The 19,960-nt window shown below is 72.8% G+C and carries 19 protein-coding genes, 1 tRNA gene and 1 pseudogene; 15 read left to right on the top strand and 6 right to left on the bottom strand.

Going from position 1 to position 19,960, the window contains the following annotated elements:
• Positions 1-257 precede the first annotated feature (257 nt).
• Positions 258-1,877: an adenylate/guanylate cyclase domain-containing protein gene (locus PATMI_RS34660; RefSeq protein ID WP_051471628.1), complete on the top strand. Its 1,620-nt coding sequence runs from the start codon at positions 258-260 to the stop codon at positions 1,875-1,877.
• 15 nt (positions 1,878-1,892) lie between these two features.
• Here the strand turns inward: PATMI_RS34660 and PATMI_RS0113965 are convergent, their stop codons facing one another.
• A complete protein-coding gene (locus PATMI_RS0113965; RefSeq protein WP_026911337.1) occupies positions 1,893-2,819 on the bottom strand; it encodes a Ppx/GppA phosphatase family protein in 927 nt (308 codons plus the stop codon).
• A gap of 62 nt (positions 2,820-2,881) precedes the next feature.
• On the opposite strand from PATMI_RS0113965, the gene PATMI_RS0113970 reads away from it, so the two are divergent.
• Positions 2,882-3,157: a glutathione S-transferase N-terminal domain-containing protein gene (locus PATMI_RS0113970; protein WP_026911338.1), complete on the top strand. Its 276-nt coding sequence runs from the start codon at positions 2,882-2,884 to the stop codon at positions 3,155-3,157.
• A gap of 202 nt (positions 3,158-3,359) precedes the next feature.
• Complete coding sequence (locus PATMI_RS34665; RefSeq protein ID WP_084269947.1) at positions 3,360-4,157, top strand: TetR/AcrR family transcriptional regulator; 798 nt, start codon at positions 3,360-3,362, stop codon at positions 4,155-4,157.
• A gap of 17 nt (positions 4,158-4,174) precedes the next feature.
• Here PATMI_RS34665 and PATMI_RS38710 read toward each other — a convergent pair.
• Positions 4,175-4,509: pseudogene (locus PATMI_RS38710) on the bottom strand (TfoX/Sxy family protein).
• A gap of 199 nt (positions 4,510-4,708) precedes the next feature.
• Between PATMI_RS38710 and PATMI_RS34670 the strand changes: the two are divergent.
• The 10 genes from PATMI_RS34670 (at position 4,709) to PATMI_RS0114025 (ending at position 12,105) form a co-directional block, all read left to right on the top strand.
• Entirely contained in the window at positions 4,709-5,761 is a 1,053-nt protein-coding gene (locus tag PATMI_RS34670; protein WP_051471631.1) for a hypothetical protein, read from the top strand.
• A 70-nt stretch (positions 5,762-5,831) separates the two neighbouring features.
• A tRNA-Met gene (locus tag PATMI_RS0113990) sits at positions 5,832-5,905 on the top strand.
• Positions 5,906-6,198: 293 nt separating this feature from the next.
• Entirely contained in the window at positions 6,199-6,399 is a 201-nt protein-coding gene (locus PATMI_RS38780; protein WP_084269948.1) for a helix-turn-helix domain-containing protein, read from the top strand.
• Positions 6,400-6,454: 55 nt separating this feature from the next.
• Positions 6,455-6,721: a type II toxin-antitoxin system Phd/YefM family antitoxin gene (locus tag PATMI_RS0113995; RefSeq protein ID WP_026911339.1), complete on the top strand. Its 267-nt coding sequence runs from the start codon at positions 6,455-6,457 to the stop codon at positions 6,719-6,721.
• A complete protein-coding gene (locus PATMI_RS0114000) occupies positions 6,718-6,999 on the top strand; it encodes a type II toxin-antitoxin system RelE family toxin (RefSeq protein WP_036725859.1) in 282 nt (93 codons plus the stop codon). Before PATMI_RS0113995 ends, PATMI_RS0114000 begins: the two co-directional genes overlap by 4 nt.
• 400 nt (positions 7,000-7,399) lie before the next feature.
• A complete protein-coding gene (locus PATMI_RS30135) occupies positions 7,400-8,059 on the top strand; it encodes an alcohol dehydrogenase catalytic domain-containing protein (RefSeq protein ID WP_211241738.1) in 660 nt (219 codons plus the stop codon).
• 174 nt (positions 8,060-8,233) lie between these two features.
• Positions 8,234-9,148 carry a LysR family transcriptional regulator gene (locus tag PATMI_RS34675; RefSeq protein WP_051471635.1) on the top strand — a complete coding sequence of 305 codons (915 nt, stop codon included), beginning with the start codon at positions 8,234-8,236 and terminating at the stop codon, positions 9,146-9,148.
• Positions 9,145-10,932: an AMP-dependent synthetase/ligase gene (locus tag PATMI_RS0114015; RefSeq protein ID WP_026911341.1), complete on the top strand. Its 1,788-nt coding sequence runs from the start codon at positions 9,145-9,147 to the stop codon at positions 10,930-10,932. The genes PATMI_RS34675 and PATMI_RS0114015 overlap by 4 nt, the downstream gene beginning before the upstream one ends.
• 99 nt (positions 10,933-11,031) lie before the next feature.
• Positions 11,032-11,829, top strand: coding sequence for an enoyl-CoA hydratase/isomerase family protein (locus PATMI_RS30145; RefSeq protein ID WP_036725861.1), 798 nt, complete (start codon positions 11,032-11,034; stop codon positions 11,827-11,829).
• A 9-nt stretch (positions 11,830-11,838) separates the two neighbouring features.
• Positions 11,839-12,105 carry a 4Fe-4S dicluster domain-containing protein gene (locus PATMI_RS0114025; protein WP_026911342.1) on the top strand — a complete coding sequence of 89 codons (267 nt, stop codon included), beginning with the start codon at positions 11,839-11,841 and terminating at the stop codon, positions 12,103-12,105.
• A gap of 12 nt (positions 12,106-12,117) precedes the next feature.
• On the opposite strand, the gene PATMI_RS0114030 is transcribed toward PATMI_RS0114025, so the two are convergent.
• Positions 12,118-13,911: an AMP-dependent synthetase/ligase gene (locus PATMI_RS0114030; protein WP_026911343.1), complete on the bottom strand. Its 1,794-nt coding sequence runs from the start codon at positions 13,909-13,911 to the stop codon at positions 12,118-12,120.
• A 93-nt stretch (positions 13,912-14,004) separates the two neighbouring features.
• Between PATMI_RS0114030 and PATMI_RS0114035 the strand changes: the two genes are divergently transcribed.
• Together PATMI_RS0114035 and PATMI_RS0114040 are read left to right on the top strand one after the other, a co-directional pair.
• Positions 14,005-14,802 carry an SDR family NAD(P)-dependent oxidoreductase gene (locus PATMI_RS0114035; RefSeq protein ID WP_051471637.1) on the top strand — a complete coding sequence of 266 codons (798 nt, stop codon included), beginning with the start codon at positions 14,005-14,007 and terminating at the stop codon, positions 14,800-14,802.
• Complete coding sequence (locus PATMI_RS0114040) at positions 14,799-15,587, top strand: enoyl-CoA hydratase/isomerase family protein (protein ID WP_026911345.1); 789 nt, start codon at positions 14,799-14,801, stop codon at positions 15,585-15,587. The genes PATMI_RS0114035 and PATMI_RS0114040 overlap by 4 nt, the downstream gene beginning before the upstream one ends.
• Positions 15,588-15,674: 87 nt before the next feature.
• Here the strand turns inward: PATMI_RS0114040 and PATMI_RS0114045 are convergent, their stop codons facing one another.
• Genes PATMI_RS0114045 through PATMI_RS0114055 form a run of 3 tightly spaced genes read right to left on the bottom strand, consistent with a single transcriptional unit; the run spans position 15,675 to position 19,955 of the window.
• Positions 15,675-17,660, bottom strand: a complete 1,986-nt coding sequence (locus PATMI_RS0114045) for a GAF domain-containing protein (protein ID WP_026911346.1) — start codon at positions 17,658-17,660, stop codon at positions 15,675-15,677.
• On the bottom strand, positions 17,660-18,694 hold the full coding sequence (locus tag PATMI_RS0114050) for a phosphotransferase family protein (RefSeq protein ID WP_211241739.1): 1,035 nt from the start codon (positions 18,692-18,694) through the stop codon (positions 17,660-17,662). Before PATMI_RS0114050 ends, PATMI_RS0114045 begins: the two co-directional genes overlap by 1 nt.
• 7 nt (positions 18,695-18,701) lie before the next feature.
• On the bottom strand, positions 18,702-19,955 hold the full coding sequence (locus PATMI_RS0114055) for a cytochrome P450 (protein WP_026911348.1): 1,254 nt from the start codon (positions 19,953-19,955) through the stop codon (positions 18,702-18,704).
• Positions 19,956-19,960: the final 5 nt, after the last annotated feature.

Here is a 19,960-nt window from a genome sequence, read left to right on the forward strand (position 1 = left end):
GAGACGTCCTCTCGGATGGTGGAACACGACGGATCCCCGGGAGTTGCGCCGCAGCCCCGCGAATTCGTCGTGATTGCACGTCCGACGTCCCAGGACGGTAGCCGCCGTGGCTAAAGCGCCCGCAAACGCGCCGGGTCGTCGGCGCGCCGGCCGGGGCCGGTCGATGCGCGGCCGGCGGCGGGCGGGGCATCGCGGCGCGCCGCCGTCGTGTGACCGCGGACCCCGGGCGGGATGCCCACGCCTGGGACACTTCGGGGGTGGTCCGCCGTCCACTCCACGAGCTGCACCGTCGCCTGGGCGAGCGCTACCCCGCCGTCGCCGTGCTGCTCGTGCTCGTCCAGGCGCACGTCGTGGTCCTGGCCTCGATCCTGATCCTGATGCGGTTCCTGACGCTGCCCACCGGCGGGTGGCTCGTCCTGATCGGCACCTCGCAGCTCCTGACCCTCGCCGAGAACGTGCTGGTGATGGCGACGGCGTGGTTCCACCTCCGGCCCCTGCGGGCGTGGGAGCAGCACGGCGAGGGTGCGGCCGAGCAGGGCCTCGCGACCTCGGAGCGCGCGACCGAGGCGTGGCGTGCGCTCACCCGCCTGCCGCTGCGGCTCGTCGGCGTCGGGGCCGCGGGCCGGACGTTGGTCTGGGCCCTCGTCATGATCGTGGCGATCTGCCTGGTCGCCGACCTGCAGGTCTGGCCCAGCGGGATCGTCCTCGTCCTCGCCGCCACGGTGGTCCTCCTCGCGGGCGTGCTGATCCGCTACCTCGAGCTCGAGCTCGTCCTGCGACCGGTCGTCGAGGCCGTGGCCCGGGGGCTGGACGACGACGCCGTGCTCGACCGGTCGCTCTCGCTGCGCTGGCGCCTGATGGTCGGCGTGCCGCTGATCACCGTCGTCACCGGCGGGGTGGTCGCGAGCTTCAGCACGAGCAACCGGGGGCTGTCGGACTTCGGCGTCGGCATCGCGATCGCGCTCGCGTCGTCGGCGACGATCGCCCTGATCCTCGCGGCGCTGCTCGTCCGCAGCTTCGTGGCGCCCCTCGACGAGCTGCGGGCCACGACGACCGCGATCGCCGACGGCGACCTCGACCGGCCCGCCGCGATCCTCGCCGGCGACGAGATCGGGCGGCTCGCCCGGCAGGTCAACATCGGCCTCCGCGGCCTCCGCGAGCGCGACCGGCTGCACGAGGCGTTCGGCACCTACGTGGACCCGGCGATCGCCTCCCGCGTGCTGGACGAGGGCCCGCAGCTCGTGAGCTCGGTCGTCGAGGTCACCGTCGCGTTCATCGACATCCGGGGGTTCACGGCCTTCGCCGAGGGATCGACGCCGACGGAGGTCTTCGGGGTCCTCAACGAGTTCTACGGCGTCGTCGTGCCGGTCGTGGAGCGCTACGGCGGACACGCCAACACGTTCCAGGGCGACGGCCTCCTCGCCGTCTTCGGCGCGCCCACGGAGCTCGAGGACCACGCCGACAAGGCGGTCACGGCGTCGATCGAGGTCGCCCGGGCCGTCCGCCAGCACTTCGCCGGCGACCTGCGCCTGGGCATCGGCGTGAACTCCGGCCCGGTCGTCGCCGGCACCATCGGGGGCGGCAGCCGCGCCGCGTTCACCGTCATCGGCGACCCCGTCAACACCGCCAGCCGCGTGGAGCAGATCACGCGGCAGACCGGCGACGTCATCCTCTTCACGGAGGAGACCCGGCGCCGACTGAAGCGCGACCACGGCACGATCTCCGCGCGTCCGCCCGCACCGGTGCGCGGCAAGCGGATCCCCGTGCGGCTCCACGCACCCCTGCTCGGTGGGCGCGTCGAGGATCCGCTCCCGACGCTCGAGGACGGCCTCGGGCGCCTGCTGGACCGCCCGGACGACCTGCCGCCCGGCCGCTGAGGAGGCCTCCCCGGGTCAGAACCGCCCGGTCGCGGCGGCGATGATCGCGCCGCGGAGGATGTCGTGCTCGCTGACCTCGCACTCGTCGACGCCGAAGGCCCGGAGGACGACGGACAGGAGCACGCACCCGGCGACGATCGTCGGCGCGCGGTCCGGGTGGAGCCCCCGGACGCCGCGACGCTCCTCGTCGGTCATCTGCGCCAGACGGGCGGTCAGCTCGTCGACCTCGGCGAGCGTCAGGCGGTACCCGTGGGTGCTCGCGGGGTCGTAGGCGTCGAGCTCGAGCAGCATCGCGGCGCAGGACGTCGGGGTGCCCGCGACGGCGATCACGGTGCCCACGCGGCCACGGACGTCGGCGGGCAGCGCGCCCGCGACGATCGCCCGGCCGTCCTCCGCCAGGGCGTGCAGCTCGTCGGTCTCCGGCGGGTCGTGGTGCAGGTGCCGCTCGCCCTGGCGCACGACCCCGGCCTGGGTGGAGACCGCGAAGTCCGGCTCGTGCCCGACGCGCCCGACGATCATCTCGGTGCTGCCGCCGCCGATGTCGATCACCGCGACGGGACGCTCCTCGGCGGACCGCCCGCTCGTCGCCCCGAGGAAGCTCAGGGCGGCCTCGCGCTCCCCGGCGATCGTGCGGGCGTCGATCCCCGTCGCGCGGACCCGGTCGGTGAGGTCCGCGCCGTTCTCCGCGTCCCGCACGGCGCTGGTGAGGACCCCGACGGTGCGCTGCACGCCGTGCTCGTCGAGGAGCCCCCGGACGACCTCGAGCTCGTCGAGGACGCGGGTCACCGCCGCGTCGTCCAGGCGGCCGGTGCGGTCGACGCCGTGCCCCAGGCGGGTCACGGTCGCGCGGTGGACGATCTCGGTGAGCGTCCCGTCGTCGTCGATGTCCGCGATCAGCAGGCGGGTGGAGTTCGACCCCAGGTCGACCGCGGCGAGGCGCATCGCGCCAATGTACCCGCGTGGGGCCGCTCGACAGGCATCGCGGCCGCTGCCACCATCCGGTCATGGCGACGCTCTACACCTGCCCGGCCAAGACCGCGAGCCCCTTCATGCACCCATGCGGCCGGGCCGCGAAGGCGCTCACGACCCACGGCCACGCGTTCGAGGTCGAGGCGGTGGCGGGGTTCAAGGCGCTCCCGTGGACGCGTCGCGGGAAGCGCGACGCGATCCGCGAGATCTCCGGCCAGGAGGACGTCCCGGTGTACGTCGCCGACGACGGCACGGTCGTCTCCGGCAACCGGGCGATCGTCGCCTGGGCCGCCGAGCACCCGGCGGGCTGAGGGCCTCGCGTCGGGGCCCGCCCGCGGCCCGCGACGGCGTCCGACGGTGTTCCGGTCACACGCATCGGGTGGGTCCCGTGTGGTGTGACCCCGTCGGGGGAGAGGCGCTGCTCGAAGGGGAGAACCGCGGGTAGGAACGACCGGCCGGTCGGGGGGGAGACGGTCCGCATGGCACCTGACAGCCGCGGTTACCGCCGGTAGGATGACCCCCGCCGACCCCACCTCCCCGGCACCAGCGATGACCAAGCCCTCCCTCCCCTCCTCACTCCCCAAGTCCGCCAAGACGGCCCGCAAGGCCGTCGTCAAGGCCGGTGCCAAGGCCGGCAAGGCGGCGGGACGCGCGGGTCGGCAGGCGTCCCGCGGGCAGGCCCGGCCGCGGGCCGCGCACCTGGGGCCCGAGCGGCGTCGCCCGATGATCCTCGACGCCGCGTTCGACGTCTTCCTCGAGAAGGGCTACGAGGGCGCGTCGATGGAGGAGATCGCGCGCCGCGCCGGCGTCAGCAAGCCGGTCGTCTACAGCTCCTTCGCCGGGAAGGACGCGCTCTTCGGAGAGCTCCTGCGGCGCGAGGAGGAGCGGATCCTCGCCGCCATCGGCCAGGCGATCCCGACGGAGCTCGACGAGGACGACCTCGAGCCCCTGATCACGGAGGCCGTCTGCGCGTTCCTGCAGGCCGTCGTCGAGTCGCCCGAGTCGTTCAAGGTGGTGTTCCTCGGCGCCGGAGGGTCCGACGCGAACATCACCCGTCGCGTCCAGCGCGGCCGCGAGCGCCAGATCGACCAGATCTCCGCGCTCGCGCAGGCGTGGATCGAGCGGCAGGGCATCCCGAACGCCGAGGAGCAGGGGCGACTGCACGGCTACATGTTCGTCGGCATGGCCGAGAACGCCGCCCGCGCGCTGGTCGCCGAGCCGGACCGCTGGACGCCGCGCCAGCTCGCCGTCCAGATCGCGACGATGATCATGAGCACGTACCGGCAGCTGCCCTCGTCCGGGCGGTCCTAGCCCGGACCGGGCAGCGGTCAGGACCGCGGCGGCAGGCGCCGGATCACGCCGAGCCCGCGCTCGATCCAGACCGCGAGACCGTCGTCCGTGGCGACGTCGTCGCCACGCGCCCGCACCCAGTTGTGGGTCGGACGCCCCCGCATCACGACGGTCGACACGCCGGGGAGGTCCAGCAGGGCGTCGGACTCCTCGGGGTCGACGCGCACCATGATCCCGCCCTCTCGACTGGCGGCCAGGCCATGTGTCCGTCCACGAGGAACGCGAGCCCACCGAACATCCGGCGCTCGACGACGTCGGCCTCGGACGACAGCGCGGTGCGGATCCGGTCGGCGAGGTCCTCGTCGTACGCCACGGGCGCACCCTAGACCGCGCCGCACGGCCCGGCAACGGCACGCGACGTGGCGACGACCGGCGACGGCGCCCCACGGCCCGGCGTGCGTCCTCGGGCACCGCGCGGCCGACCGCCGGCGATCGGGGGCGCGGACGCCGTATGGACGTTCGGTGGAGATCGGCCGCCTGCGGAACCCGCGCCTGCGACCCTGCCCCGGCCCATGCGCCGCCCACGCCTCCTCGCCCTGCCCGTCACGACCCTCGCGCTGCTCGCGCTCCCGGCGGTCGCCGCCGCCGACGCCGTCGTCCCGGACGACCAGATCGTGCAGGGCAGCGCCTGCGTCGGCCTCGACTGCGTCGACAACGAGTCGTTCGGCTTCGACACCCTGCGCCTGAAGGAGAACAACACCCAGATCGGCTTCGACGACACGAGCTCGACCCCGGGCTTCCCCGCCAACGACTGGCACCTGATCGCGAACGACTCCTCGTCCGGCGGGCGGAACGTCTTCAAGCTCGAGGACACGACGGCGGGACAGGTCCCGTTCGCCGTGATGGCGGGAGCGGGCACGAACGCCCTGTTCGTCGGAGCGACCGGCAACACGGGCCTCGGGACCGACAGCCCGGCGTCGAAGCTCGACGTCCGCGGCACCGCACGCGCGAGCGAGAGCCTGCTCCAGGGCGCCGACCCGGCGAAGGCCACGGGGGCTACCGCTGCCGACGGTCAGGCGCTGCTCGCCGGGCTCCGGACGCTGCCGCTGACCACGCAGCGGTACACGTCGGACGCCGGGAACCTGCTGCATCTCTGGCCCACCGCCCACGACTTCACCGCCGCGTTCGGCCTCGGCGCCGACGATGGCACGATCGCACCCGGCGACATGGCCGGCGTCGCGCTCGCGGCCGTGCAGGAGCTCGACGCCCGCGTGTCGGCCCTCCCCGGCGGGACTCCGGGGGCCGCCGGCGCGAAGGGCGATACCGGGGCCAAGGGCGACGCCGGGGCGACCGGGGCCCAGGGCGAGGTCGGCGCCGCGGGCGCGGCCGGTGCCGCGGGGACCACGGCGTCCACCGCGGTGCTCCTGAAGCGCGTGAAGGCGCTCGAGCACGCGAACGAGCGCCTGACGACGCGCCTGACGGTGCTGCGGCGGAGCGGGAAGCGGACCACCGCGCGGGCCTCCGCCCGCGTGAAGGTCGTCGAGCGCCGGTCGAGCGCCCGGTACCGGAAGCTCGCCTCCCGGGTCGCGGCCCTCGAGCGCCTCGCCGAGGACGCCGCGAAGTAGCGTCCGCCCGGCCGCCGGCCCCGACCCGCGCGTCAGCGAAACGGGCAAGTCGCTATCTTTCTGTGTCCGCCGCGGGGTGGAGCAGTCAGGTAGCTCGTCGGGCTCATAACCCGAAGGTCGCAGGTTCGAATCCTGCCCCCGCTACTCCGGAAAAGCGCCTCATTGCAGGCGCTTTTCCTGTTTCTGGGGTGTGAGACGCAGTCTCAACAACTCGGGAGTAGCCAGCGGGAGTAGCCAACTGCTCCCGAAACCTGCAGGGCGTAGCCATCACGCGCCCGGAGCGGGCGGAAGCGCGACAGTCCGAGGCCGAGCGACCACCGGTCACTCGACCACGGGCCCGAGTGACCACCGCGGGCGAGCTCATGAGTCCCGGGTGAGCGGGGAGGGGTCACTTGTGACCCTTGGTTTTGTAGGGCCGCCTGGCCTAGAACGTCGCTGTGGCCGAGCGAAGCCTCACTCGCGACGACGTACTCACCGCCGACGAGGTTGCGGCCATGCTGCACTGCTCGCGCCGACACGTCTACAACCTCGCCCGCCGTCGTGAACTCCCCGGTGCACGCCAGATCGGCAGGAGCCTCGTGGTCGTCCGACCCGTTCTGGAGACGTGGCTGCGGACCGGTCGGCGAAGTGATGGCTGAGCCAGGTCGCGGCCTTCGGTGGACGAGACCGTCGGGGTGCGCCACAATTGTGGCCATGAGCACGGAACCACTTCGTAGCGTGCGGGACCACCTCTCGGAGGTCGTCGACCGCGTCGAGCGCCACCACGAGCGCGTCACCATCACCCGCAACGGGCATGACGCCGCAGTCATCATCAGCCCGGAGGACCTCGCTCAGCTCGAAGAGACCATCTCGGTCCTCAACGACCCCGAGGCCCTGGCAGACATCCGCGAGGCCGACGCGGCGTACGAGCGTGGTGACGTCCTACGCGGAGTCGATGCGGTCCGCGCGCTGAAGCGGTGAGCGCGGGGGAGGACTACGAGCTCGTCCTGACGCCGCCCGCACGGCGGGCACTCACCGACGACCTGCCCGAGGCGGTCGCCGCCGCCGTGATCGACCTCCTCACGACCGCGATCGTGCGGGAGCCGCGCCGGATCGGCAAGCCGCTGCGCGGCCAGCTCGTCGGCGTATGGTCCGCCAGGCGCGGGACGTACCGGATCCTCTATCGCGTGGTCGACGAGGAGCGGGAGGTCGTCGTGCTGCGGATCGAACACCGACGCGACGTCTACCGGCCGCGCTGAAAAGGGTCCGCCTCCCGGGTCGATCGGCTCACAGGTCGACGTCGGCCGGACCCGGTGGTCGAAACGCGGGGTGGCGAGACGCTACGCTGCCGACGTCCGGCCATCCTGGTGTGCCGGACGGGACAACGGTCGTGGACCCGGGACGGTCCACGACCACACCACACACGCCTGCGAGCGCCTCCGGAATCTCCGGGGGCGTTCGTGGTCCGGGAAGGCCCGAGGATCGGGTCGCCGACGTTCGTCCCCGGCCTCGACCGGTCTCGGGACCCTCGACCGCGGGTGGTGACCGGTGGGCATCACCTCGCCCGAAGTTTCGGGACAGCCTTCCTCCGCTGGAGCCGCTCGGGCTCCGGAAGACGAACCCTGGTGCGCGGAAGTCGTGCAGATCAAGGCAGCGGTGGTGCGTGAGGCCGACGGTCCGTTCGTCATCGAGGACGTCGAGCTCGACGAGCCCGGGCCGGGGGAGGTCCGCGTCGAGATCCACGCAGTCGGCCTCTGCCACACCGACATCGCGATCCAGAAGCAGTGGATGCCCGTCCCGCTCCCGCCCGTCCTCGGCCACGAGGGCTCGGGGATCGTGGAGTCCGTGGGCGAGGGCGTCACGAAGCCGGCGGTCGGCGACCGGGTCGCCCTGACCTACGGATCGTGCGGGGCGTGTTCCGCGTGCTCGGCGGACCGTCCTGCCTACTGCTACGAGTTCGCGCCGCGCAACGTGTCGGGCGGCCGGGCCGACGGGACGAACGCGCTGCACGGCGTCAACGGGTTCTTCTTCTCCCAGTCCTCGTTCGCCACGTACGCCGTGGCGACGGAGCGCAACACGGTCAAGCTCGACGACGATGACGACCTGCTGATCGCCGGCCCCCTCGGATGCGGGTTCCAGACGGGCGCGGGAACAGTGCTCAACGAGCTGCGCATGGAGGCGGGCCAGAGCGTGACGGTCTTCGGGGCAGGCGCCGTGGGCCTGTCGGCGATCATGGCACGATGTACGACTTCGCCGACATCGATCAGGCGGTCCAGGACGCCGAGGAGGGAACGACGATCAAGGCGATCCTCCGCGTGAAGTCGTCCTGCGCCCGACGGCTTCGACCGTGCCGCAGGCGGAACGATCCGACCGCGGCACCGGACCCGCCCCGATCCGGCTCCACGTCGCTCCTGCGGTGGGAATCCACGACGCGAGCGATGCCGATGTGTGATCGGGGTTGCACTCCCTCTGCACGCCGGATCTACTGTCGTCATGGATCTCCGTCACCTGCGGTTCTTCCTCGCGGTCGTCGACGAAGGCGGGTTCCGCCGGGCCTCCCACGCGCTCTACGTCGGACAGCCGGCCGTGTCGCGGACCCTGCGGCAGCTCGAGCACGAGATGGGCGTGTCGCTCTTCAACCGGAGCGCCCGCGGCATCGAGCTGACGGACGCAGGCGTGGAACTCGTCGAGCACGCGCGTCTCGTCGTGGCGACCGCCGACCTGGCGCGCGACGCGATGCGCAAGCACGCAGCGCGGCGGTCGGTGCTGCGGATCGGGGCAGGTCCGCTCTGCGCGGGTGAACTCACCGACCCGATCGTCCGGCGGTTCCTCCACAGCCACCCCGATCTCGAGGTGACCGTGGACGGCGTCGCCTTCCGGGACCAGATCGGGGACGTCCTCGCCGGCGACACCGACGTCGCGATCGTGCGGGGGCCGATCGTCCACCCGGACCTCGACGTGACCCCGATCGCGACCGAGCCCCGATCCCTGATGGTCGGACTGGACCACGACTTCGCCGGCGATGAGGAGGTCGACATCGAGGACGTCCTCCTGCACCCGACGGCCCCGCTCGACGCGCCCGCGGACTGGGCCCCCTTCTGGCAGCTGGACGAGCGTCGGGGCCGCCCGAACCACCTCCGGGGCGCGGATCCCGCGACGTCCATCCGCGCGTTGCGGCACACCGTCGCGGGGGGATCGAGCGTCATCACCGTCCCCGACTCCATGCGGCGCCTCGCACCGAGCCCGCTCACGGCGTACGTCCGTGTCAGGAACCTCGAGCCGTCGACGATCGCGATCGTCCGGCGACGTCGCGATCGTCGCGACGTCACGACGGAGTTCGTCGACCAGGCCGCCGAGACCGCCGAGCGGCACATCGATCTCCTCAAGGGCGCCGAGGTGGTCCGATGAGCACCCGCGAATCCACCGCGATCGATCATGCACTGTCGCTCCCGTCGCTCTCCGCGGCATTCGTCGAAAAGGCGCGTTCGAACCCGGACGCGACCGCGCTCTCGATGTACGGGACGGACGAGCGCCTGACCTGGCGCGAGTGGCACGACCGCGGCGTCGCCGTCGCCGGTGGACTCGCCGCCCTCGGCCTCGAGCGCGGTGACCGCGTCGGGATCCTGCTCGGGACCCGCCCGGAGTTCAACATCGTCGACGTCGGCGCGCTGCTCCTCGGTGCGATCCCGTTCTCGATCTACACCACGTCGGCCGTCGGGCAGATGCGGGAGATCATCGACAACGCCGCTCCGCGCGTCCTGATCACGGACGCCTCGCTCGTCGGCAAGGCCCGCGAGATCGTCGCGGCCGGCGACACCACGATCGAACGCGTGATCGTCGTCGAAGATGACGCCGTGCAGGGCGACGAGCTGTCGCTCGCGGGCCTCGAGCGCCTGGCCACCGGCGACTTCGACGTCGAGGCCTCGGTCGCGGCGACGACCCGCGAGGACATCGGCACGCTCGTCTACACCTCCGGCACGACCGGGGCGCCGAAGGGCGTGCAGTTCCGGCACGGCGGCATGATGGACTGCCTCGACTCGATCCGGCAGCGCTTCTCGACCGACGAGAACGACCGCGCCATCGCCTACCTGCCGATGGCGCACATCGCCGAGCGGATCTTCGGCCACTACGCCGCGTTCGTGTACGGCTACGAGGTCACGTCGCTCGCCGACCTGACGAAGCTCGGCCCGGCGCTCCACAGCGTTCAGCCGACCCGCTTCTTCGGCGTCCCGCGCATCTACGAGAAGCTCCTCGCCGCGGTCCACCGCTTCGCCAGCGAGTCCGACGACCGCGAGGTCCTCAAGGCCGCGTGGGACCGGCGGCTCGCCCGCGTCCGCGAGGGCCACGGATGGATCGCGGTCGACGACGACGACGCGAAGGACCTCGAGACCCTGAAGCCGCTCGCGGCGCTCACGGGCCTCTCGAACGCGCACTTCCTCGCCGTGGCCGGGGCTCCGAGCTCGCTGAGCATGCTCGAGGAGCTCACCGCGCTCGGCATCGCGATCAACGAGTTCTACGGCTCGTCCGAGGCGATCATCGTCTCGTGCAGCCCGCCGGAGGACATCCGCCTGGGCACCGCCGGCAAGGCGCTCGCCGGCGCGACGTTCGCGCTCGCCGAGGACGGCGAGGTCCTGATCAAGGGCCCGACGATCACCCCCGGGTACTTCCGCGACCCGGAGCGCACGGCCGAGGCGTTCGACGACGACGGCTGGTTCCTCACCGGCGACATCGCCGAGATCGACGACGACGGCTACATCCGGATCGTCGACCGCAAGAAGGCGCTGATCATCAACAGCGCCGGCAAGAACATGTCGCCCGCGAACATCGAGCAGGCGATCAAGGGCGGCCAGCCCCTGATCTCCCAGATCTTCGCGATCGGCGATCGGCGTCCGTACAACGTCGGGCTGGTCGTGCTCGATCGCGACGGCCTCGCCGTCTTCGCGAAGGCGAACGGGCTGGACCCCGAGGAGGACTTCACGACGCTCAGCCAGCGCCCCGAGGTCGTCGAGGCGGTCGAGGCCGCCGTCGAGGCCGGCAACCAGAAGCTGTCGCGGGTCGAGCAGCTGAAGAAGGTCCGGGTCCTCGACCACGACTGGCTTCCCGGCGGACCGCAGCTGACGCCGACCAACAAGGTCAAGCGGCGTGAGGTCGCGGAGCAGTACGCCGACATCACCGACGAGCTCTACGCCTGAGTCCCTCGCCCGCCCGGGCGCCTCGCGGTGCGATGGGCGGGCACCCGAAGTCCCCACCAACCGCCCGCGGCGTCCCGCGGGCAAGAGAGGTCACGTCCGATGCCGAAGGTCATCTACGAGAAGCGCGGCGAGATCGCGTACATCACGCTGAACCGCCCCGAGAAGCACAACGCCATCGACACCGAGACCGACGAGCTGCTGCACGAGGCCTGGACGTCGTTCCGCGACGACGACGAGGTCCGGCTCGCGATCCTCACGGGCTCCGGGGAGAAGACGTTCTGCGCGGGCGCGGACCTCAACGACCACGTCGATGGCTGGCTCGACCGGGGCCCCGACCTCGCCAAGAGCGTCATGGACAAGGGCTTCGCCGGCGGCATCACCCGCGGGCTGCACCACACGAACAAGCCGATCATCGCTGCGCTGAACGGCTGGGTCATCGGCGGCGGCATCGAGCTCGCCCTCGCCTGCGACATCCGGGTCGCGGTGGACGACGCCCAGTTCGGCTTCTTCCACGTCCGTCGTGGCATGCACTTCGCCGACGGTGGCATCGTGCGCCTCGTGAACACCTGCGGCGTCGGTATCGCCATGGAGCTCGAGCTCATGGGCGAGCCGATCTCCGCCCAGCGGGCGCTGGAGTGCCACCTCGTCAACCGGCTCGTCCCGCGCGATCAGCTGATGGCGACCGTCGAGGAGATGGCGTCGAAGATCCTGCGCAACCCACGGATGGCCGTCGAGTCCGCGAAGGAGACGATCCTCGAGGTCGTCGGCCGGCCGCTCGACGACCAGCTGAAGATCGAGTGCTTCAACGGCTACGCGACGATGGTCAACCCCGAGATCCACGACCGCAAGGACCAGTTCCTGGCGCGGCAGGACCAGGACCGGGCCACCACGGCCTGAGGAGGCACCGTGGCGTACGTCATCGCACAGCCGTGCATCGGCACGAAGGACAACTCGTGCACCGAGGTCTGCCCGGTCGACTGCATCCACCCGACGCCGGACGAGCCCGACTACGACACGGTCGAGCAGCTCTACATCGATCCTGAGGAGTGCATCGACTGCGACGCGTGCGTCGAGGCGTGCCCGGTCGACGCGGTGTTCGCCGAGGATCAGATCCCGGACGAGTGGGCGTCGTTCGTCGACAAGGGCGTGCAGTTCTACGCCTCCCGCGACTGAGGTCGGGCCCGCTCAGGCGTAGAGCGCCTCGATCTCGGCCGCGTACCGGGCGACGATCCCGGGGCGCTTGAGCTTCGCGGTCGGGGTCAGCTCGTCGCCGCCCGGCGCCCAGTCGTGGTCGAGCACGTGCCAGCGCTTGAGCTGCTCGACCCGCGCCAGTCGTGCGTTCCCGGCCTCGACGGCGGCGTCGATCGCGGCCCGGACGGCCGGGTCGCCGGTGAGCTCCTCGAACGAGCGGTCGCCCAGACCGTGCTCGTGGGCGAAGCCGGCGACGCCGTCGCGGTCCAGCACGACGAGACCCACGACGTAGGACCGGCGGTCCCCGATCGCGACGACCTGCGAGATCAAGGGCTGCCCGCCCTTGATCGCCTGCTCGATGTTCGCGGGCGACATGTTCTTGCCCGACGCGTTGATGATCATCGTCTTCTTGCGGTCGACGATCCGCAGGTAGCCCTCGTCGTCGAGCGTCCCGACGTCGCCGGTGCGGAACCAGTCGTCCTCGTCGAACGCCTCGGCGGTCCGTTCCGGGTCGCGGAAGTACCCCGGCGTGATCGCCCCGCCCTTCAGGAGGATCTCGCCGTCGCCGGCCAGGCGGAGCTCGACCCCCGGCAGCGGTGTCCCGACGGTCCCGAAGCGCACGCGATCCGGCGGACTGCAGCTGATGATGATCGCCTCCGACGCGCCGTAGAACTCGTTGACCGGCAGACCGATCGCCGCGAGCTCCTCGAGCATGTCCGGCGAGCTCGGGGCCGTGGCGACGGCGGTGAACCGCGTCCGCTCGAGCCCCGTCAGCGACGCGAGGGGACGGAGGGTCTCGAGGTCCACCGCGTCCTGCGGTCCGCCGTCGACCGCGTCACCGCGCTGCTCCGCACGGACGACCTCGAGCCGGCGTCCGAGCGCGGCACGCAGCGCGTCCCGGTCCGGTGACTCCGCGACGTGGCGGTGCACGGCGGCGACGAGCTTCTCGTAGATCCGCGGCACGCCGAAGAACCGGGTCGGGCGGACGGCGTGCAGCGCCGCCCCGAGTCGCGACATGTCCGGCAGTGCCGTGACCTCGTAGCCGTAGATCAGCGCGGCGTAGAGCCCGAAGATCCGCTCCCCGATGTGGGCCATCGGGAGGTACGACACGGCGCGGTCGTCCTCGGAGACGGGGAACCGCTGCTCCATCCCGGCCAGGTTGTCAAGCATCGAGCCGTGGCGGAACTCGACGCCCTTGGGCGGACCCGTCGTGCCCGAGGTGTAGACGATCGTGCAGAGGTCCTCGCGTGCGGTCCCGGCCACCGCCGCGTCGAGGTCGAAGTCCGCGGCGCAGCGCTCCTCGAGCGCGGCGAGGGACAGCTGGCCGTCGCGGACAGCCTCGGGCTCGACGACGACCAGCGCCTCGATCGACGGGGTCGCGGCGGCGACCTCCCTGGCGCGATCGACCAGTGCCGCCTCGGTGATCAGCACACGCGGTTCGGCGTTCGCCGCGATCTCGACGAGCTGGACGGCGGGGGAGGTCGCGTAGAGCGAGAACGGGACCGCGCCAAGGAGCAGCGCCCCGATGTCGCAGACGTAGAAGTCCACGCACGTGGTCAGCAGCATGGCGACGCGATCCCCGCGCCGGACCCCGAGCGCCTCGAGGCCCCCGGCGACGCGCCGGGAGCGATCGAGCCACGCCTCGAACGTCAACGAGACGTCGCGCTCGAACGCGCGGAGCGCGACCCTGTCCGGCGTGCTCGCGGCGCGCGCGACGAACGCCGCGGCGATCGACGCGTGCTGGGTCGCGGGCGCCGAGGACGGTGAACGTGGCGCGGCGGGAGTCATGGCCCATTCAACCGCACGGCGGCCCGGGAAGGGCGCGCCGGGCGATTCCCATTCGTGATCACGAATGGAGCGGCCACGTGCATAGAGTGGACCGTGAGCTCCGGTCCCGGCCCTGTCCCCACCGAACCGGGACCCGGTAGTGTCGTCCTGCTCGGCGGCTCGGCCGGCGTCGGCCTCGAGGCCGCCTGCCAGTTCGCCGAGCGCGGCGCCACAGGGATCGTCCTGATGGGGCGGAGCGCCGAGCGCGGCGCGGCGGCGTGCGACACCGTGCGGCGGCGCGCACCGGAGGCCGACGTCTCGTTCGTCGCCGTCGACGCCACCGATCCCGTCGCCGTCGCGGAGGCCGCCGGCCAGGCGGAGGAGCGCCTCGGTGGCGTGGACGTGCTCGTCACGAGCGTCGGGCCGAGCAAGCCTCCGCGGCTCCTGCACACGATCCCGCTCGACGACGTCGCGCCGACCCTGGACGGGCTGATCCTCCCGCCGCTCCTGATGATGCAGGCGCTCCTGCCCGCGATGCGCGAACGTCGATCGGGAGCGATCGTCAACGTGGCGTCGGACGCGGCGAAGACGGCCACGCCGGGCGAGACCCTGATCGGTGCCTCGATGGCGGCGATCCTTATGTACTCGCGGGCGGCGGCCCTCGAGGTCAAGCGCGAGGGGGTGCGGATCAACGTCGTCACCCCGTCCCTGATCGCCAACACGCCCGGGGCCGACCTCATCGCCGCGGACCCCTTCTCCAACCGGATGTTCGAGAAGGCGGCGAAGCTGGCGCACCTGGGCGTCGCCGAGCCGGAGGACCTCGCGGACGCGATCCTGTTCCTGGCCGGGCCGGCGGCGAAGCGCATCACCGGTCAGGCGTTGAGCGTCAACGGCGGGATCAGCGTCGGATGAGCGTCGACCCCCCGGTCCGCTTCGAGCTCGAGGACGGTGTCGGGCACGTCGTGCTCGCCCGGCCGGACCGACGCAACGCGGTCGACGTCGAGGCCGCCGTCGCCCTGCGCGACGCCCTCGGCGCGTGCGCCGACACCCCCGGCGTGCGTGCGGTCCTCATCCGCGCGGAGGGCGAGCACTTCTCCGTCGGTGGGGACCTCGCGTTCCTCGCTCGGGACCCCGATCGCCTCGGCGTGGTGGTCCGCGAGATCCTGCCGCCGGTGCAGGAGGCGTCGGCGCGGGTCGCGGAGCTCCGCGTGCCGGTGGTCTGTGCGGCCCGGGGCGGCGCCGCCGGCGTCGCGCTCGGGCTCCTCTGGGGTGCGGACGTCGCGATCGTCGCCGACGACGTGCGGATCGCCACGGGCTTCGCCGCGGTCGGCCTCAGCGGCGACGGCGGCAGCTCCTGGCACCTTCCGCGGCTGTGCGGCCTCCGCCGCGCCCAGGAACTCCTCATGCAGAACCGCCGCATCGGCGCGGAGGAGGCCGTCGAGTGGGGGCTCGTCTCGCGCGCCGTACCGGCCGCCGACCTGGAGTCGACGGCCCGCGCCGCAGCGCTCGAGCTCGCCGCGGGGCCCACCGTCGCGCTCGGGCGCATGCGCGCGCTCCTCCGCTCGGGATCGCCGTCCCTCCGCGAGCACCTGGCGGCGGAGTCCGAGGCGATCCTGGCGTGCGCCGCGACCGACGATCTCCCGGCCGCCATCGTGGCCTTCTCCGGAGGCCGGGCGCCGGTCTTCACCGGCACCTGAGCGGCGCCGGCCGGGTGGGATGCGGCGCCGCATCCCGGCCGGACGCAGCCCGGCGGGAACGGCGATCGTCCGGCCGGCGGCCGCGACCTACGCGATCGCGCCGGGCAGCCGGACGCCGCCGAGGCGCAGCGCGCCGAGCGCCGAGCGGGCCATCAGCTGATCCTCGGGGGCCCCGATGATGTCGAGGCCGGTGAGGGTCCGCACCCGTCCGAAGCGGTGCCGGACCGTGTTCTCGTGGACGCCGCACGTCCGTGCCGTGACGCGGATGCTGGATCCGGAGACGAAGAACGTCTCGAGGGTCGCGAGCAGGTCGCGGATCGAGGGATCGTCCTCGAGCAGTGGACCGAGGAGGTCCTCGCCCAGCGCACGGGCGTCCGCGGCGTCGGTGAGGAGGAGGCGGGCCGGGCCGAGCTCGTAGGTCGTGACGGCGGTGATCGGCCGTCGGTCGTCGTCGACGTCCTGCAGTGCGGCGACCGAGGCCGCGAGCGACCGGGCCTGGGCCAGGCTCCGGCGCAGGGCGTGCAGGTCGCTGCAGGCGGTCGAGACGCCCACGGTCGCGCCGGCGGCACCGAGCTCCTCGAGGGTCCGGGCGAGCTCGTCGCGCACGGCGGTGGCACCCGCGGGCCCGTTGACGTCGGGGGGCAGGTCGACGAGCACCGCGACCGTCCCGTCCTCGAGCTCGGCGCTGGACGCCGGCCACGGCGCCGATGCGGCCGGGAGCTGCGGGTCGGCGTCCGCGGGCAGGCCCGTGATGACGGCCACCACGCGTGTCGCGTCGGCGCGGAACCCGGCACGGGCGGCCATCGCGGCGACGTCGTCCGGTGTGGGCCGCGTGCCGAGGAGCGTGGCGACGAGGAGGGTCTCGGCGTCGGTCCTGCTGGCCATCGCGCTCGGTGCCCGCCGGTCGGCCGCCTCGATCGCGGTCCCGGCGCGCGCGGCGATCAGGTGGTCGACGTGGCCGAGCTGCGTCGTGGTCTCGAGCAGGACGAGCTGGCACCGCTCGCCGGGCCGGGGCTCGAGGGGCACGACGACGCACCGGTGGGTCAGACCGCTCGCGAGGTCCGGCTCCAGGAGCCGCGCGCGTCCGACCGCGTCGTTCCGGACGGTCCGGGCGATGTGGCGTGCGGCCTCGCGCCCGAGGGCGACGACGGATCCCGCGTCCGGCGGTGCGGCCCGCGCCACGGCCGCGCCGGCGACGCCCAGGATCTCGGCCGGCCGACCGGCGACGTCGGCGATGACCGACAGGATCTCGTCGACGGTCCCGTCCCGGACCTCGCAGATCCGGTCCTCGGCGACGGCGAGACGGGCGAGCGACGCCCGCTCCCGGGCGAGCTCGTCGCGGCAGGCGGCCAGTTGGAGGATGCGCAGGGTCCGGTCCATCCAGCCGCCCACGAGGGTGGCGAACGCGACCACGGCCTCCTGCTGCGCCGGCGTGGGCGTCCGGCGCCGGTCCTCGTCGTCGAGGAACGCGAGACCGAGGACCCGTCCGTCGTGGAGCATCGGGACGGCCAGGATCGACCGGACCCGGAGGTCGCGCACGGCGCTCCGTGCCGTGCGTGGGTCGCGCGTGACGTCGGGGACCATCACCGGCCCCCGCGTCCGCAGCACGTCGGCCGTCAGCGTGTCCGACGGGCCGCCCATCGTGAGCCTGCGGAGCGGACGGTCGAGCGTCCGAGGGTGCCCGAGACGCCCGCGGAAGCGGCCTGTCCGCCGGTCCACGAGGAAGAGGCTGCACCGGCCGACACCGGCCAGGCGGGCCATCGCCGCTGCCGCGGGACGCAGCACCGCGTCGAGCTCGGTCGCGCCCGCGGCGGCCGCGAGGACCTCCCCGAACGCGCGGGCGGCGCGGACGTCCGGCCCGACGGGCGGGTGCTGGTCGTCCGCGTCCTCCCGCAGCGCGGGGGCGGAACGGTCGGGCCGCCCGGCCCCGGCCTGCGAGGTCGTCGCGGACGGTCGTCGCGTCCCGTTGCGGCCGGTTCCTCGCGGACGGCCGCCCTCGAGCGTGCCGGACGGCATGCTCGGCACCGCGTTCCCGCCCGCACCCCGAGGGACCGCGGTGTCGGGCGTCGCCATCAGCCCGCTGTGCGGCCGGAGAGCGCGGCGCGCCCCGCGTCGGTGAACTCGCGGACCATCGACGGGTCCGCGTAGTACGGGTCGCCGTCGCCGGTCTCGTACCGGCGGCGTCCGTACTCGAAGAGCACGGCGAGGCGCCACAGGGCGAACGCCCCGTACCAGGGCAGCTGCGAGACGTCGCGACCGGTCTTCTCGGCGTACCGCGCCGCGAGCTCGTCCGGGGACGGCCACCCGTCCTCCGTCGTGACCATGCAGAGCCGGGTCAGCGGATGCACCGGGGCGCCCGGGAACGCCCAGGTGCCCACGAGGTAGCCGACGTCGGCCAGCGGATCGCCGATCGTGGCCAGCTCCCAATCGAGGATCGCCGCGACGGGCTGCTCCTCGTCGGGCCGGACCATGAGGTTGCCGATGCGGTAGTCGCCGTGCACGATCGTCGACGGTCCGCTCTCGGGCATGGTCTCGCGCAGCTCGTTCCCGAGCTCCTCGAGCCCGTCGGGCTGGACGCCGCCGTCGATGAGCTTCCCGAGCCTCCGGAGTTGACGCTCGAGGTAGCCGTCGGCCTTGCCGTAGCCCTCGAGCCCCTGCGCACGCCAGTCGACGGCGTGGAGCGCCGCGAGCCCGTCGATGAGACCGTCGGCGACGTGCTTGCGCGTCTTCGGGTTCGCGTACGGCTCGGGGGTGTCGTCGGTCAGGACGACGCCGCCGACGTGCTCCATGACGTACATCGGCACGTCCGCGACCTCCGGCACGTCGTCGACGCCCAGGACCTTCGCGACGGGAACCCCGGTGTCCTCCAGCGCCTGCAGGACGCGGGCCTCGCGGAGCACGTCGTGCGCGCCGGGCGGCAGCGGGGGCGGGGGCGGGCGGCGCACGACGACGCGCCTGGTCCCGTCGCCGACGAGCAGCGTGATGTTCGAGTGACCGTCACCGATGCGATGCAGGTCCTCGATGGCGCCGTCGAGCAGACCGCGGGCGATCAGCCACTGCGCGAGCGCCTCCTGGTCCACGTCCGTGTTGGTCGGGGAGGCGCTCACGAGGACCTCAGACCGTCCAGGTGGCCGGCAGGTGGCGCATGTTGTTGAAGAGGTTCGAGAACCCCTCCATCGGCTCCTGCAGCTCGAAGTCGGGCAGCTGCGTGTAGACCTCGCGCAGCGCGCACTTCAGGAGCTGGCGGCCCAGGGCGTTGCCGAGGCAGAAGTGCAGGCCGCCGCCGCCGAAGGCGAGGTGCTTGTTCGGCTTGCGGGAGAGGTCGAGCGTGAACGGGTCCTCGAAGACGCCGTCGTCGTAGTTCGCCGACTCGTACCAGAGCACGACCTTGTCGCCGGCCTTGATGTCGGCCCCGCCGAGCGTGTAGTCCTCGAGCGCCGTGCGGCGGAAGTGGATGATCGGCGGGCGCCAGCGGAGGAGCTCCTCGACGGCGTTGTCGATGCGGCCCTCGAAGTCCTCGAGCAGCCACGCCTTCTGCTCGGGGTGGCGCTGCAGCTCCAGCAGGGAGTGGGCGATCGCGTGGCCGGTCGTGTCGTTCGACGCGCCGGAGAGCATCACGAAGAACGACGCGATGTCGGCGTCGGTCATCTTCTCGCCCTCGAACTCCGTCTGCGTCAGCCACGTGACGACGTCGTCGCCCGGCTCGGTGCGGCGCAGGGCGGCGAGCTCCATGGCGACGGCGCCGAGCGTCTGCGCGGCGAAGCCGAAGACCTCGATCGGGGCCATCGTCTCGGTGTACTCGGGGTCGTTCCACGAGCCGAGCATGTCCGCGGCGTGGACGGTCTTGTCGCGCATCGCGTCGTCGGTCACGCCGACGTAGTGCGCGAAGATCAGGCCCGGGAGGACCTTCGCCAGCTGCGGCACCATGTCCGCCTTGCCGTCCGGCTTGATGCCGGCGACGACGTCGTGGGCGTGCTGGCGGATCCAGCCCTCGATCTTCTTGATGCGCGCCGGGCTGAACGCGGACTGCACGATGCCGCGCAGCTCGGTGTGGCGGGGCGGGTCCTCGACGAGGAAGGACAGGGCGCCCTTGATGACCTCGACGGGCATGTCCTCCATGAACACGCCCTTGCCCGACTGGAAGTTCTTGCTGCGCGACGCCTCGACCACGTCGGCGTGGCGGGTGATGGCCCAGAAGCCGGCGAGGTTGGCCTCGGGCGGCAGCAGGAGGGACTCCGCCGGCGGGTGCCAGGAGACGGGGTCGTTCTCGCGCAGCCACTTGAACGCGGCGAGGCGCTCGTCACGCGAGCGCTCCCAGAACGCGAAGGTCTCGATGTCGGTGGGGACGGGGCTCTCGGCGGTACTCATCTCGG

Source organism: Patulibacter minatonensis DSM 18081, from assembly GCF_000519325.1.
GTDB lineage: Bacteria > Actinomycetota > Thermoleophilia > Solirubrobacterales > Solirubrobacteraceae > Patulibacter > Patulibacter minatonensis.